Origin of the sequence: Neobacillus canaveralius (assembly GCF_047237705.1) — a bacterium.
GTDB lineage: Bacteria > Bacillota > Bacilli > Bacillales > Cytobacillaceae > Neobacillus > Neobacillus niacini_K.
The window spans coordinates 3425583-3444066 of record NZ_JBDFLL010000001.1 but is presented as its reverse complement, the minus strand read 5'-3'; the positions used below and the strand labels follow the sequence as shown (position 1 = coordinate 3444066).

The following is an 18484-nucleotide window of genomic DNA, read 5'->3' as shown; positions in this document are numbered from 1 at the left end:
TGTTCCTTATTTGAATATACCTAGGTATAGACCATTAATGGAGGGATAAATATGGCATTCGTTTCTATTTATACGGTGGGTAGACTAAATCACCCCTATGACCATCCTACTTCTCGTGAATTTTTTGAAGCAGGATACGAAGTAATGCGACAGGCAACTAGAACAGGGCAACTAATAAAGGAATTTTCACCTTTTGGAGTCCCTATCCCCGAGGAAGCTACCAAAGGGGATGGTTTCCCGGTTCTTACACTTACAGTATGGAAAAGCCTTCAGGGCTTATATAGTTTTACCTACTCAGGTAAGCACAGACAAGCAATGAGAGACAGGAGCAAATGGATGGAGCCTTATCAAGAGAAACACCTTTCATATGTCGTCTGGTGGACGGGAACGGTGAAGGATGTTTCTTGGCTGGAGGCATTCAAAAGATATAACTATTATTTACAGCACGGTCCCACATCTTTTGCGTTTGATTTTAAGCATGCATTTGATGAAAAAGGGGAGACTTGTGTGGTTAAGTAGCTGACGAGAAAAGTGTCTGACACCTTCCATATTTTTGGTTGGTGCCTGTCACTTTTTTTCTTTTTCTGTTGATTACAAAATGGCAGTAAACTTCGAGGATAAGCGGAATTAAATTAACTAACTGTCATCCCTTATGAAGCTGGGGTTAATAATAAAAGTTAGGATTTTATACTCGATTTAAAATAATAGGTTAGGATTCTGTATTGTATTACTATGTAAAGTGACTATATAATAAACCTAATTATATTAATCTGATTTTTCTGAACACATCGGTATAACCAGTGTTTAATATGGGGGAATGACTACATAACAGTTATTTTAAAACCTAAGGTATATGTGTGGTCTAAGAGATTAAAAGGTAAATTACATCTGTCATTGATACTTAGAAGTTAGAAATGAAGTATATAAATGATTTAGCAGGTTAGGATTTTTTAAACTATAAGTTATAAGGAAATTTTAAATATATTCGGAGGTTGTTTTGAACTATATCAGTTTATACCAACGTGAATTAGTAACCAACCATTATCATCCTAAAGTTTTTGCCTATTATTTTAAGCAGTGGGAAAGTTATAATATGCCATTTCATGCACATAAAGAAGTAGAAATTATGTATGTAATTAATGGAAGATGTACCGTTGATACGGAGGATGAATCAATTTCGATGAAAAAAGGTGACTTTATTTTACTAGATTCCAATGTGTATCACCGATTAATTGTAGAAAAAGATTCTCCCTGCAGGATGTTAAACGTTGAATTTTCCTTTATTCCAAAAGAAGGATGCTTCCCATCAATCAAGGATTTAGCTATGGAGAACAGTAACTTAGCTGAATTTCTTTTACTTGGTCGTCCCTATGCTGTATTGAAGGATCCTAATGATATCTACTATACTTTAAAAAATTTAGTTCTCGAATTAGATAAGAAGGAAAAGGACAAAGAAATAGTGATTCAACTCCATTTAGCACAACTACTCATTCAAATTTCAAGAATGGTCATGGAGGAAAGGAAGAATGAAAGGGATTACCAACAGGCAAATGTTTATGTAAAAAAGACAATTGAGTATCTTCATCAAAACTACGACTGTAATATTCAAGTGAAAGATATTGGTGACACGGTAAATATCCATCCTGGATACCTTCACCGAATTTTTAAAAAACAGACAGGATTTACTATCATGGAATATCTGACTTCATTAAGAATGGAAAAAGCAAAAATGTTATTGGCAGATACCGATATTCCAGTGATTGAAATATCTTATTATGTTGGGATTAATAGTCGTCAATATTTCAGTAATCTCTTTAAAAAACACTCAAATATGACGCCTATTGAATACAGAAAGTCTGTCAGTCAAGATATTGTGAAATTTAGTAGTTAATCACCGCCAGCAGTCAGATTTCGTTATTAAAAGGTTATGATTTTATACATTTTTTTACTAGAAAGGTTAGAAATTTGGAAACGTTTTCTAACTTATGGTGATAGGATTAATATATGAAATAGTAAAGGGGATGCTAATATGACTTTTAAAATTGCTTTTATTGGCGCTGGCAGTATCGGGTTTACAAGGGGACTTTTACGAGATCTTCTTGCTGTACCAGAATTCAAGAACATTGAAGTGGCTTTTACGGACATTAGTTCTCAAAATCTGGATATGGTTACAGAGCTATGCCAACGAGATATTGATGAAAATGGGCTGGATATAAAAATTCAAGCGACACAAAATCGCAGAGAGGCTTTAAGAGATGCAAGATACATATTTTCCGTCGTTCGAATCGGCGGTCTTGAAGCCTTTCAATATGATGTTGATATTCCACTTAAATATGGGATTGATCAGTGTGTAGGGGATACACTTTGTGCGGGCGGTATTATGTACGGGCAACGTGGGATTCCTGAAATGTTAAATATTTGCAAAGATATTCGTGAAGTGGCAGAACCTGACGCATTACTTTTAAATTACGCGAATCCAATGGCTATATTAACATGGGCTTGTAACAAATATGGCGGTGTAAGAACGATTGGTCTTTGTCACGGCGTACAAGGGGGACACAGACAAATTGCCAATGCATTTGGATTAAAAAAGGAAGAGGTCGACATCATTTGTGCAGGAATTAATCACCAAACTTGGTATGTTAGTATCAAACATAAAGGGGAAGATCTCACTGGGAAAGTCCTGGAAGCGTTTGAGAATCATCCAGAGTTTTCCGTAACCGAAAAAGTCAGAATTGATATGCTAAGACGATTTGGCTACTACAGTACAGAATCAAACGGTCATTTAAGTGAATACGTCCCGTGGTACCGGAAACGACCTGAGGAAATTAATGAGTGGATTGATCTAGGTACTTGGATTAATGGTGAAACAGGTGGATATTTACGAGTCTGTACAGAAGGCAGAAACTGGTTCAAAACTGATTTCCCGAATTGGCTAAAAGAACCAGCCATGGAATACAAACAAGAAAATCGTGGCGAAGAACATGGATCATACATTATTGAAGCACTAGAAACTGGTCGAGTATACAGAGGCCACTTCAATGTGGTTAACAATGGTGTGATTTCAAATCTTCCAAATGACGCGATTATTGAGGCCCCTGGCTATGTAGACCGCAATGGTATCAACATGCCACATATAGGCGATTTACCACTTGGACCTGCGGCTGTATGTAATGTGAGCATTTCCGTCCAAAGACTTTCTGTAGAAGCTGCGGTAACAGGAAATGACTTCTTACTACGTCAGGCAATGATGATGGATCCACTTGTTGGAGCTGTGTGTAATCCGAAAGAAATTTGGCAGCTTGTTGATGAAATGTTGGTTGCCCAGGAACAATGGCTGCCGCAGTATACTGAAGCAATTGAAAAAGCGGAAGAGAACTTATCCACCGGATCATTAATTCCAACGAGGGATTGTAAAGGGGCAGCTCGATTGAAGGTTAAATCAGTCGAAGAAATGGCCCAAGACAAAGAAGCAGCTCGTAAAAGTGCCGGTGAATCGGATAAAGCGATTGAGCGTCCATCAGCGGTACATTAATGTTATTCTTATTACTAAAGGCTGTGGAAAACAGCCTTTTTTTTTCATATCATTGCTGGGAAATTCCATATCAGCCCAGCTTATTTAATATAAGCAAACTAACGACTTCCATCTTTAGGTATGGGCAGCACTAAAGTTGTTAGTAAAAGAATAATTATTATAAGAATAGGGATAAGAATCGCCGTTTTCATTTTTTAATTTTCCGCGTGTTCCATGTGTTCAACCTCTTGGGTAATGGCATTAATTAATATCAATGCACCAAAAAATTGAATCCAGCTACTTACTAAAAGAATCTGTTCTCCAATTACATTTTTTTCGTTTATAACATAAATATTACCGATTGCTCCTAAAAAAGAGCCTAAAGAAATAAAGCTATTTCCTGTAATAGCAAGGGTCCTATAGGATGAATCCTCTTCAAGGGAAGCACCAATGGCTTCAAAGGCTGCACCAAGACCTTGGACTCCACTGCCAAGGGTATCTATTTTTATTCCCTCTTCCTCAGCCCCATTCATGTCAATACTTACTCCAACTGAATTTGTAGTATTACCGGCCGCCTCAAGCCAATTACCGAAGATGGTAAACAGTTGAGATAGATCCCTCTCTGATTTTAACAGCTTAGATCTCCCAATAGCTTGTAACGAATTTCCGAAAGCTTCAATCCCATTTCCTTTTATAATTAAATCTTTCCCCAATTCGCTGTGGGTGAAGGTTTGCTGGGTCTGCCCGATTGTATCTATAAGTGAACCAACAGCTAGTAACCATGTACCTGAAATAAGAAGGTCTTCTCCGCGAATCGTCATAATCTCAAACACTCCTTAAAGGGGGTATCTTATAGTATTCATAACCCATCGTAAATTTACATGATCCTTCAAAACAACGTTTTTAGATTGAATGTGAGCACATCGTTTCTAATTATTTGGATTTGTTAAAAATCCAAACTCTAGAGGCAGAGGGAAGGTTCTCATGGTCTAGGAAAATGGACCACGAGAACCGTCCCTTTGGTGTTCCTATTCAATGTTCTAAAAATATATAACACTATCAAAAGAAGTTGGAATTTTCAACTTCTTCAATTCGCTTTACTATTAAAAGTGTAAGGAGCACATTTGAAAAGCCATAATGAAAGCGCTGTCTAACATAAGGAGGTAGATGGAAGGTAAATCGTAATAGGGGGTAGGAATTCCAGGAAGTTGGAAAAACATTATTTTATAAAAACAGTAAAGGGAGGTTTTCGAGGATGAATAAAAGATTAGTAAGTCTTTCTATCCTAGTATTTCTATTAATGGTAACAGTCTTGGGATGTAGTTCCAAAACGGAAAGTACGAACACAAAGGATGGCTCAAAGGAAGTTACCATTGACTTTGCCATACACGTAGCAAATCCAAAAGACCAGGAACCAGCATTCTATCAAATGGTGGAAAAATTCAAGGAGAAAAATCCAGAGATAAAGATTAATTTAATCGGTACAGACCAAAAAGAGCATATCAAAAATATGAAACTAAAAGCACAATCCAATACGCTCCCTGATATTTTTTGGATTTTGCCAGCCTCTGCAAAAGAACTGGAAGAAGCAGGAATGCTGCTGGATTTATCACCATTACTCAAAGACAAGAAAGTCGACCCTGATAAATTCCATGCAAGTATGATTGACACATATAATCTTGATGGAAAACAATATGGCTTACCTTATCAAGCATTAGTTACAGGCTTTTGGTACAATAAGGCACTATTTGACAAATACAACCTTGAATTGCCAGAAACCTATGAAGATCTAAAGGAAGTGACAAAAGTATTTAAAGAGAACAATGTGACTACGATTGCAAAGGGTGCAAAGGATCCATATTCCGTTTGGGCATTCCTAACCATGTTCTCACGTTTTGGATATTTTGATGAAATTGATCAGATTCTTGCTGGAAAAGAAAGCTTCAATAATGATAACTTCTTAAAACTATATGAAAAGATTGATGAATTGGCAAAATTAGGTGCTTTTCCAGCGAACGTATCAACACTTAGCTATTTTCAGGCCGTTGAAATGTTCCTTAATGGAGAAGCAGCATTATTAGATGCTGGTGTTTGGGAAACACAAAAAATTCAAGAAAGTGCGCTAGCAAAGGACGCAGGTCTTTGGTGGGGACCAACCTTCTCTGATGGTGTAGGAAATCAAAACCTTTCCTCCGTCGTACCGGCTGCACCATTAGTAGTCAATAAGAAAGTGAAAGAAGATAAAGGAAAATACGCTGCAATTGAGAAATTTATGGAATTCTATTACAGCGAAGAAGGCGCGCAAATTATGTTAGATAATCAAGTTCCTCCTATTATTAAATATGCAGGTGAGATTGATAAAGCAGCTAACCCTGTGTTTGCAAAGGTAGTAGAAGCAATGAACGATCCCCAATGGGAGAGTCAGCCAAACCAACCAGATTTAATAGTATCCGAAGCAGTTGGGAATGCCATTTACGACAGTATATATGGTGTCATTAACGGGATCTATTCTCCAAAAGAGGCTTTAGATGTAGTAGATAAAAAAATTTCATCTCAGTAATGTGAGTAACCAGGCTTTCCCTCATCTCATCTGAGGGAAGCCTGAAAAGAATTTCGCTAGAATCCTTGGCGTATAACAAGGAGGGAGATAACGATATGATTTGGCTAAGTAAGAAACGCTATAAAATTTTGATGATTCTACCTTCACTATTACTGTATAGCACGTACATCATTCTTCCAATTGTGATTGCGTTTTACTACAGTCTCACAAAATTTACTGGCATTGGAACCCCGGAGTTCGTGGGACTTAGTAACTATCAGTTATTATTTGAAGATCCATTGTTCTGGAAGTCATTAAAAAATACTATTATCGTCTTGGGCTTTACCATTGTAGTCTTATTACCAAGTTCGTTTTTATTAGCACTCTTACTTAATAAGAAAATGAAGGGTGGTAATGTAGTAAAGGCTTTAAACTTTGCCCCGGCCGTTATTGCACCCATTCTTGTTGGTTTAATATGGGTCTTTATTCTCGATCCGGAAATCGGATTTATAAATGTCTTCCTAACAAAAATTGGTTTAGAAGAACTGGCGCTCAAGTGGATTGGGGGAGAAACGTTAACACCCTACTCCGTTGGGCTGGTAGAGAGTTGGAGAATAGTAGGTTTTATCGCCACCATCTTCCTAGCGGGATTAACGACCATCCCTCGTGAAATCTATGAGGCTTGTGAAATGGATGGAGCAACTAGTTTACAAAAACTGTTTTTTATCATCATTCCGATGTTAAATGAAACCTTCAAAATTAATACAGTGTTAATTATTACGTTCTGTTTTAAAATCTTCGAAACCGTCATTCAATTGACGAACGGCGGGCCAAACCATCTTTCTGAAGTACTCGTCACCTATATGTACAACATTACCTTTATTTCAAGTGAATATGGCTATGGAATGGCGATTGCGGTCGTGACATTTGTGATAACGATTCTATTTACTGGAATTTATCTAATGTTCACCAAAAAAGAAATTGAGAGTTAAGGAAGGAGGGAGAGTTATGGCTCATGTTGAAGTTCAACCGCAGTCGAATGTAACCCTTAAGCATTTAAAAAGCAAAAAAAGGCGGAGTCACCTTGGGGGGTATATACTCATTTATTTGATTACCTTCGTTGTCATGATTCCCTTTTTGTGGATGTTGTTATTGTCATTTAAAACCAATAGTGAAATATTAAATAGTCCATTTTCACTGCCGGAAACCTTAAGTTTCCAAAACTATCAGAAAGCCATCGAAACCCTGGATATTCTCTTGATGTATAAAAATACTTTTATCATTGCAGGAATCACAATCGTAGGTCAAATTATCATTACGTTTATGAGTTCCTTTGCGTTAAGTCGTATGGTATTTAAGTCCAAAAAATTAAAAAGCGGACTAAATTTTTATTTTCTATTAGGTTTAGCCATCCCACCTTTTATTCTTTTGTTCCCTGTATACAGGCTAACAATCGAATTAGGATTGATGAATACACATGCATCATTAGTTTTACCATACATTGCCACATCTATATCCTTTAACAGTTTATTGTTTATTGGATTTTTAAAAGGATTCCCAAAGGAAATAGAAGAAGCAGCAATTATTGATGGCTGTAATCTATTTTCCTTATGCAGAAAAGTAGTGTTGCCCATGATTATGCCAGTGGTTGCTACGATATTCATCTTCAATATTCTATACGTGTGGAATGAGTTTCCATTTGCCGTCACCTTAATCAGCGATGAATCCTTAAGTACCATTCCCCTCGGTATTTCTGAATTCAAAGGGCGATGGAGTATAGATTACGGCGGGATTATCGCGGCTAGTATTCTAATCATGATTCCGCAGCTCGTATTCTTTGGTTTTTTCCAAAAATACATTATCGAAGGCATGACAGCAGGGGCAGTAAAAGGGTAAACAATGTAGTACTAATGATCAAATATAAAAAATTGGAGGAATTGTAAATGAACATACATTCAAATGGAATCATGCAGAACTTAACCACACATAAGGACGTTAGAGCCGCGAGAATTTCAAGTTCTGATCAAACAGGCAGAAATCAAGATTATTGGTTGATTCCACCAAATGAAACCGTTGTATTAGGAGAAATTGAAGGACCAGGGTGCTTAACACATATGTGGATGACCTCTTTCTGCCGAAAAATTATGGGTCCAAGTATTGTAGATCCTGCATTAGGAAGTAATGTTGCACCGGTCAATGAAATCCATAATGCACTAGGGGTAACATGGGAAGAGCAAGATCCATTTTATTATCGTAAAGCACTTTTTAAGATTACGTGGGACGATCAAGAGACACCTAGTGTATTAGCACCATTCGGAGACTTCTTCTGTGTTGGCCATTCCTTACCAGGTAATTTTCAATCCATGCCGTTTAACGTATCAGTAAAGCCGGAGGAAGCCAATAAATTTGGAGCTCCAGCGGCATTAAATTGCTATTTTCCAATGCCTTTTAATAAAAAAGCAAAGATTGAAATAGTGAATGAAAATGATTTGCCATTTGGCCTATATTTCTACATCGATTATGAACTGTACAAACAACCACTGCCTGCGGATACAGTTTACTTCCATACGAGCTGGCACCGGGAAAACCCATGTGAAGGCTGGGGCAACGACCTTCAGGTAAATAGCCCGGCGATTCAAAGTGTCTCAAACGTAACAGGGGAAGACAACTATGTAATTTTGGATACAAAAGGAAAAGGGCATTATGTAGGCTGTAATCTATCTGTGAATCACTTCCAAGGAAGTTGGTGGGGTGAGGGTGACGATATGATTTTTATCGATGGTGAAGAAGAACCAAGTATTAATGGAACAGGCAGTGAAGATTACTTCGGTCATGCATGGGGCATGCAAAAGAATGGATTTTTATATAATGGGTCAATCATTCATGAAAGTGACAAGCCTGGGTATCAGGTATCTTATCGGTTCCATATTGCCGATCCCATTCACTTCAACGAGAGCATTAAGGTATCACTGGAGCATGGACATGCGAACCATTTGTCAGATGATTGGTCATCAACGGCTTACTGGTATCAAACGCTGCCGTCTCCTAAGATTGATATTTTGCCAGTGGAAGACCGACTCCCACATGTAGCGATAATGCCGGAAGTCAAACAAAAGGCTAAGAAGCCATTAACAGAAGAACAGCAAAGAGCGTATGAAGCAGCCAAAGGAAGAGAGATTGCTTATAGAAATGAGAAGTTGAACCAAATGGAGCTTAAATATGAAAAGACAAGGAATTCAACGTTAGGAAATATCGAACATGCGAAACGTGTAAAATCAAGTATTCTTCCATCAGATAGGTAGGAGTGTGCATATGTCCGACACTGTAAAAGCAATCAACCTAAAGCACGAAGAAGCAAAAAATATAGCAAATCAAGAAATAAATCGGAGAAAAGAATCCATCAAGAAAAGCCGTTATCGGTTACACTATCACTTTATGGCTCCGGTCGGCTGGATCAATGACCCGAATGGACTTGTTCAGTATAAAGGCGAATATCACTTGTTTTATCAGTTTTATCCGTATGATGCAAAATGGGGTCCCATGCACTGGGGGCATGGGAAAAGTACAGATCTTGTCCATTGGGAACACCTCTCTGTAGCGTTAGCCCCTTCGGAAGATTATGATTCCGGAGAAGTAACTGGGTATGGCTGTTTTTCCGGAAGTGGTGTCGTGAATGGGGAAGAATTAGTCCTCATCTATACGGGGCATGTTGACAACAAAGAGCCGATGCAGGTTCAATGTATAGCGACAAGTAAAGACGGTATTCAATTTGAAAAATACCCTCAAAACCCAGTTATTGATGTTTATCCAGAAGATGGTTCACCGGATTTCAGGGACCCCAAAGTTTGGAGTCATGATGGAAAATGGTTTATGGTAGTGGGTTCACATAAGAATGGGAAAGGAAAAGCCTTACTCTATGTTTCTAATAATCTCAAAGATTGGGCTTACGTTGGAGTGGCTGCTGAAAGTGATGGAACACAAGGTGATATGTGGGAGTGTCCAGATTTATTCCCACTTCAAGATTACCATGTCCTGCTTGTCTCACCTATGTACGGGAAGCAAAATGAAAAGCCTTTCTATGTGATTGGAGATATGGATTACGAAACGGGTGTATTTACCCAGCAGCTCGCAAGAACTTTGGATTATGGCTATGACTTCTATGCTCCACAAACCTTTGAAGATGATAAAGGACGAAGAATTATGATTGGCTGGATGGAAAAATGGCTGACCAAAATGCCATCACAAGAGCATGGCTGGGCAGGTGCCATGACGATTCCTAGAGAGCTAATACTAGAGGGTAGTACCATTGTTAAACAAAAGCCTGTAACGGAATTGGAGAATCTCCGAACAAATGAAAAACACTATGATTCCCTGGTCGTGGAAAATGAATGGATGATAAATGATATGGATGTTTCCACTGAAATCATGATCAATTTTGATTTACATGAGACAACCGCCTCGTTATTTGGCATCCAACTTAGATGTTCAACGGATGGGAATGAGCGAACTGACATTATTCTCGATGCTGCCAGACAGGAAATCATCCTAGACCGTAATAAAGCAGGAGTGGGTGAAAAGGGCATTAGTAAAGCACCGTTTACCATAAACGAAGATGGTACCGTTCAAATCCGGATTTTTATGGATACAACCTCGGTAGAAGTTTTTGTGAATGATGGAGAACAAGTCATTACAAATCGAATTTTCCCTGATGAAGGCAGCAAGTTATTTAAGCTATTTTCGAAAGATGGAAAAGTATGTGTATCAAGAATGTCGTCATGGACTTTAAACACTGTTTGGGATTAGGATTTTTAGTGGGACCTTTCACTTTTGGTCCCACTCTTATAAGAAGAAAGGGAAATACATTTAGGAGTGGAAGCTTATGCAAACTGGATTAACTGGAGCGATCGTTCGAATATGTGATTGGATAGCAAGACTTGCCTTTCTTAATATACTATGGATTGCCTTTACATTAGTGGGCTTTGTATTCCTTGGATTCTTTCCTGCTACGATAGCCATGTTTTCTGTTTGTAGAAGATGGGTGATGGGAGAACAGGATGTTCCCGTTTATAAAACCTTTTTTCAGTCTTATAGAACAGAATTTAGGAAAGGGAACCTAATTGGGATATGTTTAATGGCAATCGTCTATATCCTCTGGGTCGATTATCGAATCCTACAAACATCAGCGAGTAGTAATCTCCAAAGTTTAGCCTATGTGTTTTTCCTGCTTTTTGTATTTTATGGGATCTTTCTTTTATTTCTGTTCCCAATGTACGTCCATTATGAACTGAAAGGCAGACAACTGATAAAAAACACCTTGCTCCTTGCTATCGCTAGTCCCTTAACAGCCATTGTCATGGTTACGGGAGTATTACTCGTGTATTATCTCTCATTGTCGATTTCAGGCGTGGTGTTTTTTTTCAGCGGAAGCATACTTGCACTGTTTATCATGTGGTTCTCGTATCGCGTGTTTCAAAAGCATAAAGGAATAGAACTTACTCATGAAAAGGATGTTTCAATATGATGTTTGATGTATGTGCATTAGGTGAATTATTGATAGATTTTACGCCCATTGGCTCATCGAAAAATGGGAACCCATTATTTGAGAGAAATCCTGGTGGCGCACCAGCCAATGTGTTAGCAGCGCTAGCCAAACTTAATAAAAAGACAGCTTTTGTTGGGAAGGTAGGCGATGACCAATTTGGTCATTTCCTAGAAGGTGTCCTTAACGAACAGGGAATTAAGACCGCTGGACTCAGATTTTCAAAGGATGTACCAACAACGTTAGCATTTGTTCATTTAGATGAAAGTGGAGATCGATCCTTTAGCTTTTATCGAAACCCTGGTGCGGATATCACCCTTACAAGTGAAGAACTAAAGAAAGATATCATTACCCAATCTCGTATTTTTCATTTTGGTTCCCTATCATTAACCCATGAACCCGTAAGAAGTGCCACATTAGAGGCCTTGAGGGTTGCCAAAGAAAACCAAATCCTTGTCTCCTTTGATCCTAACTTACGACCTGCATTATGGAATTCGTTAGAGGAAGCCAAAGAACAGATTCTAAAAGGAATGGAATTTGCAGATCTTGTGAAAATATCAGAAGAAGAGTTCGAATTCTTAACACAATCTGGAAATTTAGAAGAAGGTACAGAACGTCTTTGTGAGAAATACAATGTTTCCATGCTCCTGGTTACAATGGGAGAAAAAGGCTGTTTTTATCGAGTCGGAGAGGAGACAGGCTATCAGAAAGGATTTAAGGCAGCGACAATCGATACAACCGGTGCAGGGGATGCCTTTTTGGGCGGTATTTTATATAAAGTAATAGAACTGGGACTTCATCCGCATGAACTAACTCTTAATGATATGGAGCAAGTAACCACCTTTGCAAATGGTTTGGCAGCTCTTTCGACGACTCGTCTGGGTGGAATACCCAGTATGCCGACCTTAAAAGAAGTAGAAGAATTTTTACTTAAAAATCATATTTAAAAAAAGTAGAAGAAAAGTTCTTCTACTTTTTTTCAGTACTGAGCAAATCAAAAAATACATAACATTTTTTAAAAATATTTGCATTTATATATCCTTCAACCTCCTCTATAATAGGTAGAAAAAGATGATTAAAAATTCACAAAAATGAAAGCGTAACCAAAAAATAAATATACTACATACTTATTAATAGGGGAGAAAAGTGATGAGAAAATATGTGAATGTATCGATTGTTCTATTGATTTTCTTTGTAACTATAGGGTGTAGTAGTAAAGAAATAGAAAAAACGGTAAATGATAAGGCATCAGAGAATATTACGTTAGACGTCGCCATACATGTGGCGAATCCAAAAGGGCAAGAACCTGCTTTTTATTCAATTGTGGAGCGGTTTATGGAGAAATACCCAGATATAAAAATTGAACTGAAAGGTACGGAACAAAAAGCTCATATTAAAAAAATTAAAATGATGGCGCAATCGGATTCATTACCAGATATTTTTTGGGTATTACCCTCCTCAGCAAAAGAATTAGCCGAAGCAGGTTTACTTCTTGACCTAAGACCATTTCTAATAGAAAATCCCGAAATGGTGGAAAAACTCCATCCCAATATGTTAGATACCTATAGCCTTGACGGACTGCAATTTGGGCTGCCTTATCAATCATTAGTAACAGGAATATGGTACAACAAGGCAATTTTTGAGAAGTATCATCTTAAACTGCCAGAAACGTATGATGATCTAAAAACAGCCGTTAAGACCTTACATGCAAATAATATTATTCCTATTGCGAAAGGTGCAAATGATCCTTACTCTGTTTGGGCTTTTTTAACGATGCTATCTAGATATGGCTATTTCGAAAAGATCGATTCGATTCTATCAGGGGATGAAAGCTACAACAATGAAGATTTCTTAAATTATTATCAAAAAATTGCTGAATTGAGAGAATTAGGGGCATTTCCAAAAAATGTAGCCACTCAGAGCTATTTTCAGGCTGTCCAAATGTTTTTAAATGGAGAGGCAGCCATGCTTGATGCAGGTATATGGGAAACAAAGAAAATCGAAGAAAGTCAGATTGCAGGTGATGTCGGCTTTTGGTGGGGACCCACTTTTGCCGATGGTGTCGGAAACCAGAAAATCTCCTCGATCGTCCCGGCTGCACCTCTTGTAGTCAATAAGCATGTCGAAAAAGATAAAGCAAAATATGAGGCTGCGATGAAGTTTTTAGGTTTCTATTTTAGTGAAGAGGGTGCTGCGATAATGATTGATAATCAAGTTGCGCCTATTATCAAGTTTGATGGGGAAATTGATTCGGATTTACATCCGGTATTTGCAAATGTCATGAATGTTATGAACGATCCTAGTTGGAAAAGTAAGCCAAACCAACCAGATCTCATTGTTTCAGAGGGAATCGCAAATGCCATGTATGATAGTATCTATGGAGTCATTAATGGTATCTATACACCTGAAGAGGCGATTAAAATAGTAGATAGTAAGATTGCGAGATAATGAAAAGGCATAAAAGAAATTGAGGGTTGTACAATGAACTTTATTACCAGGATTAGAAAAAGACTATCAATCAAACGAAAAATTATCCTGCTCGCGATGCTATCAACACTCATTCCATTACTTATCGTCGGAACTTTTTCTTACGTTTATATGAATAAGGCAATCGAGAATAAAATTTCGGAAACAACCACCAACCTTTTAAGCCTTATCAATTGGAATATTAATACATTCGTGAACGATATTCAAAGTAATGGCGAGATTCTTTATGCTTCAAACGATGCGCAGGATTTTTTAAAACAGAAAGATTTAACGAAGGAATCCTATGTCACACAAGGTGAAACAAGGGATCTCCTCATTACGATCAGTAGTAATAACCAATATATTAACGCAGTCTACCTGGGCAATGAGAATAACGAGTATCTCCAATTATCCCAAGGACAAAGTGTTTACTATGGAAATATCTATGAACATATATGGGGATCAGAATGGTTCAAAGAAATCATGAAGAAAGATTTATACGGAACTTGGTTCCATGATGATGTGACGTTTATCGAAAACTCCAATCTTTTAACGTATGGAAGGCCGATTAAAGATTTACAAACGTTAGATGTCATCGGGATGATGATCTTTAGTATTGATAAAGCGATATTTAAGGATATGTTTAAAGATATCGATCAGGACGGTGAAATTATCATCCTTGATAAGGGGGAAATGATCTACTCTAACTCTGAGGATCAAGTGAAAAGCAGAAAAATGGTAGAACTTATTAATGCTTCAGTAGGAAAGGATTCTGAACTGGTTACTTTTAATGATGATAAATACATTGTTAATTTTGATGTAAATAAAATCACCGATTGGAAAATTGTTAGTATCATGCCTTATAAAAGTATCGTGAAGGAATTCGATTTTATCCGGAAGGTTTCGATTCTTCTGCTGATTATTACGCTGTTCATTGCTACATTTAGTGCATTACTTATCTCAAATAAAATTACCAAGCAACTCTCATTATTACGGGATGTTATTAAAAATATGAGGAAGAGAGAGAAACTGGACTCGATCTCCTTTGACCCAGAGGATGAAGTAGGAAACATTGGGTTTCAATTTATCAACTTATATAATCGGAATAATGAGTTAATGGTTGAATTATATGAGTCTCAACTAAAGGAGAAGGAAGCGGAGTTAAGAACCCTGCAAAGTCATATTAATCCACACTTTTTATACAATACGTTAAATTCGATTTTTTGGATGGCAGAAAAAGCAAAAATGAAACCGATCGCCAAAATGGCCATTCACTTAGCAAATATTTTCAAATTAACTTTGAACGATGGAGAATACATCACAAGCGTGAGAAATGAGATCGACCAAGTAAAAAGCTATCTAGACATCCAAAATATTCGGTATGACAACCGAATTCAATATCAAATACATGTGGATGAAGATCTGTACGACAAAAGGATGATTAAACTATTGTTGCAGCCACTAGTGGAGAATTCTGTCTATCACGGACTGGAGATGAAACCAGGAATCTGGGAAATTATCATCAATGGGAAGAAAGAAGATCATAGCTTAGTATTCGAAGTAAGTGATAATGGAATTGGATTTGATCTTGATAAGGTGCTAAAGCAAAAGACGGGGTACGCCATTAGGAATATTAACGAACGACTTCGATTGCAATATGGACCTGGTTACGGGCTCACCATTCATAGCGAAGAGGGAAAAGGTACTACTGTTTCTCTTAGAATAGGGCTGGATATCAGTGAAAAAAGAGCTAATGCAGGAGCTTAAGATACAAGAAAGTGGTGATACAGATGTATAAGCTTTTCATTGTAGATGATGAAAAAGTGGTCATTGATGGGCTATTATCGGTTGTCGATTGGCATGAGCACCAAGTTGAAGTGGTAGGCACCGCGATGGATGGAAATAGTGCCTATGACTTGATTGTGGAAGCGGAACCGAATATCGTCATGGCTGACATTCGCATGCCTGGATTAAACGGTTTGGACTTAATCCAAAAGGTGAAAAGTGTAATACCAGATACTATTTTCATCATTATCAGCGGCTACACTCAGTTTTCTTATGCAAAAAGAGCAATTGAATTGGAAGCTATCGATTATTTAACAAAGCCCATTGAACTAGATGAAATTATTGCAACGGTTAAAAGGGCGATTGGAAAATATGACCAAATCCGAGAACGAAAAGAGGCAGCTAGTAAGTTAGAACAATACCGATCTCAAGTAGAGGATAAGCATATATTGCATTCCTTGTTTGGTTATCCATTGGATCAGATACTAGAGGGATATACGAGCTGTAGTGTCCTTGTTACAGATTGTAAGAGTCAAAGTACGGATAAGCTAATAGATATGGTTAAATTACATTGCAGCCAAGGAGAACATCAACGTATATTCTCATATGGGATGGATGATCAACTTGTTACAATTTATTTTTCATATGAAACTAGTGAACTAGACTCAGGTTTTTTAAGTGATTTAAAGTCGTTGTACAGAAATATATTGGCTCATCCCATCACAGGTATTAGTAGTACTAATAAAGAAATAACGAACTTACAGCAGCTTTATAAGGAAGCGCTGGAAGCTTTCCATGTTGGACTTTACTTACATCAGGAAGTGACCCAGTATCGAGATTTAGTAAACATGAATGGTACGATTGGATCAAGTATTATAAAAAGAATAGATGAGTATTTTCTTGAACAAGAAATTGATCTTTCATCCAGTGAGAGTTTGATAGATGAACTTTTATCATATTCAATCCAAGAGAAACTTACACCAATGAAATCGCAATATTTATGTTTTAAACTGATTAATCATGTTTTTGAGTATCTACATCAAGAATTTGATATCAATGCGGAAACCGTTCTTCAAGAAGAAAAATACTTAATCTTTAAACAGCTGAATCAATTAAGAACAATGGAAGAACATAAGGTTTGGCTACTTGAAAAAATCGGAAAACTTGCAGATTATTTATCTGACAACCAAATGTCACAAAAAGAAAAATTACTGCATGAGGTTAAAAATTATCTTAAAGAAAATTACACTCAAACGATTGGCCTTGATGAAATTGCTGGAAAATTCCATATAAGCCCAGCTTATTTAAGCAGTCTCTTCTCCAAAAATACGGGTGTGACCCTGTTTGAATACATCATCAACATGAGAATGGAAAAAGCTAAGGAACTATTAAGGACAACTAATAAAAAAATCTCTGATATATGCCAGCAAGTCGGTTATGAAAACCAACGGTACTTTAATCAGGTCTTCAAAAAAAATATTGGTACCACACCAGGGAATTATCGTGCTAATCACTTAGTTAAGCAGTGAATTCAAATGAAATTCACTGTTTTTTTGTTGGACAAAAGGGCAGGGTGATTTGCTGTAATAAGAATATTATTAGTAGGCGATCCCTACACGCGATTTTATATAATCGCTTGCATTTATCTGTTTAAAAGTAAATTCTGCTGTATCCGGTACGGATATTTTAGCTCCACCCTCTGGCAAAAAGTTTCGCTCTATTCGATATTTTCCTACCTTTTCTCCATCCGGCAAGTACGTAGGACAGACAATCGTCCAATCGAGGTTTGATTGTTTGAGAATATCGTACACTTTATGATGTTCTTCCGCTGCACGGGTTGACTTACGCTTGGATTCACTTGATTGATAACGCAGAGTATTTGACGTAGTTCTACTCTGCAGAATACCCGCAGTTCCTATAGTTATTATTCGTATTATTCCTTCGTTTACCATTGCTTCGATAATAAGTGGCATACTTTCTGATAGAGTATTTGTGCCATCCGTATTTAGTGCACTTATAACTACATCAATCCCACGCATTGCAAGTGCTATATCATTTTTATTTAAAACATTCCCTTGAATAATGGTTAAATTTTCATTATGTATTTGAATCTTCTCTGGAGTACGGACTAATACAGTAACATGATGTCTGTCATGAAGGGAATAAGTAACTATTTGACTTCCAACTCGTCCAGTTGCACCTAAAACTAAAATATTCATAAGAATGAGGCTCCTTTTGTAAATAATAATATTTTACTATAAAAGTTTATTAATTGTCTTGTTCAACTAACGGATACAAGAGTTAAAGATGAAATCTGTGCGCCTATCGCTCGTTGGTTATTACAACTATTACTGCATCACTGATAACACGCAAAGCGTTAGCAACTTTAAAGAAAAAATCGAATACTTACTGTTTAAATGGCTCAATAGAAGAAGTCAAAGAAAATCCTTTACTTGGGATAAATTCAGCCTCTTTCTTCATAAATATCCATTACCTGCACCAAGAATTAAAGTGAATATATATGACTTAAGAAAAGAGATTAGCTACATTCTGTAAATGGTGACTAGGAGGAGCCGGGTGCATTAATAGTGCAAGCACGGTTCTGTGAGCGGGGAGGAATACAATCTACCGAAAGGTAGAG

At 37.3% G+C, this 18484-nt stretch carries 15 protein-coding genes; 13 read left to right on the top strand and 2 right to left on the bottom strand.

The window, feature by feature from the left end; all coding sequences use genetic code 11:
• Window positions 1–51: 51 nt before the first annotated feature.
• From ABC255_RS17320 to melA, 3 genes are all read left to right on the top strand, one after another.
• Window positions 52–519 carry a DUF3291 domain-containing protein gene (locus ABC255_RS17320; RefSeq protein ID WP_412995389.1) on the top strand — a complete coding sequence of 156 codons (468 nt, stop codon included), beginning with the start codon at window positions 52–54 and terminating at the stop codon, window positions 517–519.
• A gap of 478 nt (window positions 520–997) precedes the next feature.
• On the top strand, window positions 998–1891 hold the full coding sequence (locus tag ABC255_RS17315) for an AraC family transcriptional regulator (RefSeq protein WP_412995388.1): 894 nt from the start codon (window positions 998–1000) through the stop codon (window positions 1889–1891).
• 138 nt (window positions 1892–2029) lie between these two features.
• On the top strand, window positions 2030–3535 hold the full coding sequence (melA, locus tag ABC255_RS17310) for an alpha-glucosidase/alpha-galactosidase (protein ID WP_412995386.1): 1506 nt from the start codon (window positions 2030–2032) through the stop codon (window positions 3533–3535).
• Window positions 3536–3729: 194 nt separating this feature from the next.
• Here the strand turns inward: melA and ABC255_RS17305 are convergent, their stop codons facing one another.
• Complete coding sequence (locus ABC255_RS17305) at window positions 3730–4335, bottom strand: DUF6944 family repetitive protein (RefSeq protein ID WP_412995384.1); 606 nt, start codon at window positions 4333–4335, stop codon at window positions 3730–3732.
• Window positions 4336–4769: 434 nt separating this feature from the next.
• Here ABC255_RS17305 and ABC255_RS17300 point away from each other — a divergent pair, with 434 nt between their 5' ends.
• From ABC255_RS17300 to ABC255_RS17255, 10 genes are all read left to right on the top strand, one after another.
• Window positions 4770–6074 (top strand): ABC transporter substrate-binding protein, encoded by a 1305-nt coding sequence (locus ABC255_RS17300; protein WP_412995383.1) that lies wholly within the window; start codon window positions 4770–4772, stop codon window positions 6072–6074.
• Window positions 6075–6169: 95 nt separating this feature from the next.
• Window positions 6170–7045: a carbohydrate ABC transporter permease gene (locus tag ABC255_RS17295; RefSeq protein ID WP_412995381.1), complete on the top strand. Its 876-nt coding sequence runs from the start codon at window positions 6170–6172 to the stop codon at window positions 7043–7045.
• 16 nt (window positions 7046–7061) lie between these two features.
• Entirely contained in the window at window positions 7062–7949 is an 888-nt protein-coding gene (locus ABC255_RS17290; protein ID WP_412995379.1) for a carbohydrate ABC transporter permease, read from the top strand.
• Window positions 7950–7996: 47 nt separating this feature from the next.
• Window positions 7997–9355 (top strand): glycoside hydrolase family 172 protein, encoded by a 1359-nt coding sequence (locus tag ABC255_RS17285; RefSeq protein WP_412995377.1) that lies wholly within the window; start codon window positions 7997–7999, stop codon window positions 9353–9355.
• A 10-nt stretch (window positions 9356–9365) separates the two neighbouring features.
• Window positions 9366–10856: a glycoside hydrolase family 32 protein gene (locus tag ABC255_RS17280; protein ID WP_412995376.1), complete on the top strand. Its 1491-nt coding sequence runs from the start codon at window positions 9366–9368 to the stop codon at window positions 10854–10856.
• A 76-nt stretch (window positions 10857–10932) separates the two neighbouring features.
• Window positions 10933–11574, top strand: a complete 642-nt coding sequence (locus tag ABC255_RS17275) for a YesL family protein (protein ID WP_412995374.1) — start codon at window positions 10933–10935, stop codon at window positions 11572–11574.
• Window positions 11571–12539, top strand: coding sequence for a PfkB family carbohydrate kinase (locus tag ABC255_RS17270; RefSeq protein WP_412995373.1), 969 nt, complete (start codon window positions 11571–11573; stop codon window positions 12537–12539). The genes ABC255_RS17275 and ABC255_RS17270 overlap by 4 nt, the downstream gene beginning before the upstream one ends.
• Before the next feature lie 202 nt (window positions 12540–12741).
• Window positions 12742–14040, top strand: coding sequence for an ABC transporter substrate-binding protein (locus tag ABC255_RS17265; protein ID WP_412995371.1), 1299 nt, complete (start codon window positions 12742–12744; stop codon window positions 14038–14040).
• A gap of 33 nt (window positions 14041–14073) precedes the next feature.
• Window positions 14074–15825, top strand: a complete 1752-nt coding sequence (locus tag ABC255_RS17260; protein WP_412995370.1) for a sensor histidine kinase — start codon at window positions 14074–14076, stop codon at window positions 15823–15825.
• A gap of 23 nt (window positions 15826–15848) precedes the next feature.
• A complete protein-coding gene (locus ABC255_RS17255) occupies window positions 15849–17372 on the top strand; it encodes a response regulator (protein WP_412995368.1) in 1524 nt (507 codons plus the stop codon).
• A 69-nt stretch (window positions 17373–17441) separates the two neighbouring features.
• Here ABC255_RS17255 and ABC255_RS17250 read toward each other — a convergent pair whose 3' ends face one another.
• On the bottom strand, window positions 17442–18062 hold the full coding sequence (locus ABC255_RS17250) for an NAD(P)-dependent oxidoreductase (RefSeq protein ID WP_412995366.1): 621 nt from the start codon (window positions 18060–18062) through the stop codon (window positions 17442–17444).
• Window positions 18063–18484: the final 422 nt, after the last annotated feature.

Excerpts from the sequence above, each read along its gene's own strand:
- melA (WP_412995386.1), top strand. The coding sequence starts at position 2,030 with ATGACTTTTAAAATTGCTTTTATTGGCGCTGGCAGTATCGGGTTTACA.
- ABC255_RS17290 (WP_412995379.1), top strand. The coding sequence starts at position 7,062 with ATGGCTCATGTTGAAGTTCAACCGCAGTCGAATGTAACCCTTAAGCAT.
- ABC255_RS17305 (WP_412995384.1), bottom strand. The coding sequence starts at position 4,335 with ATGACGATTCGCGGAGAAGACCTTCTTATTTCAGGTACATGGTTACTA.
- ABC255_RS17255 (WP_412995368.1), top strand. The coding sequence starts at position 15,849 with ATGTATAAGCTTTTCATTGTAGATGATGAAAAAGTGGTCATTGATGGG.
- ABC255_RS17275 (WP_412995374.1), top strand. The coding sequence starts at position 10,933 with ATGCAAACTGGATTAACTGGAGCGATCGTTCGAATATGTGATTGGATA.
- ABC255_RS17300 (WP_412995383.1), top strand. The coding sequence starts at position 4,770 with ATGAATAAAAGATTAGTAAGTCTTTCTATCCTAGTATTTCTATTAATG.
- ABC255_RS17280 (WP_412995376.1), top strand. The coding sequence starts at position 9,366 with ATGTCCGACACTGTAAAAGCAATCAACCTAAAGCACGAAGAAGCAAAA.
- ABC255_RS17295 (WP_412995381.1), top strand. The coding sequence starts at position 6,170 with ATGATTTGGCTAAGTAAGAAACGCTATAAAATTTTGATGATTCTACCT.
- ABC255_RS17265 (WP_412995371.1), top strand. The coding sequence starts at position 12,742 with ATGAGAAAATATGTGAATGTATCGATTGTTCTATTGATTTTCTTTGTA.
- ABC255_RS17320 (WP_412995389.1), top strand. The coding sequence starts at position 52 with ATGGCATTCGTTTCTATTTATACGGTGGGTAGACTAAATCACCCCTAT.
- ABC255_RS17250 (WP_412995366.1), bottom strand. The coding sequence starts at position 18,062 with ATGAATATTTTAGTTTTAGGTGCAACTGGACGAGTTGGAAGTCAAATA.
- ABC255_RS17260 (WP_412995370.1), top strand. The coding sequence starts at position 14,074 with ATGAACTTTATTACCAGGATTAGAAAAAGACTATCAATCAAACGAAAA.
- ABC255_RS17285 (WP_412995377.1), top strand. The coding sequence starts at position 7,997 with ATGAACATACATTCAAATGGAATCATGCAGAACTTAACCACACATAAG.
- ABC255_RS17270 (WP_412995373.1), top strand. The coding sequence starts at position 11,571 with ATGATGTTTGATGTATGTGCATTAGGTGAATTATTGATAGATTTTACG.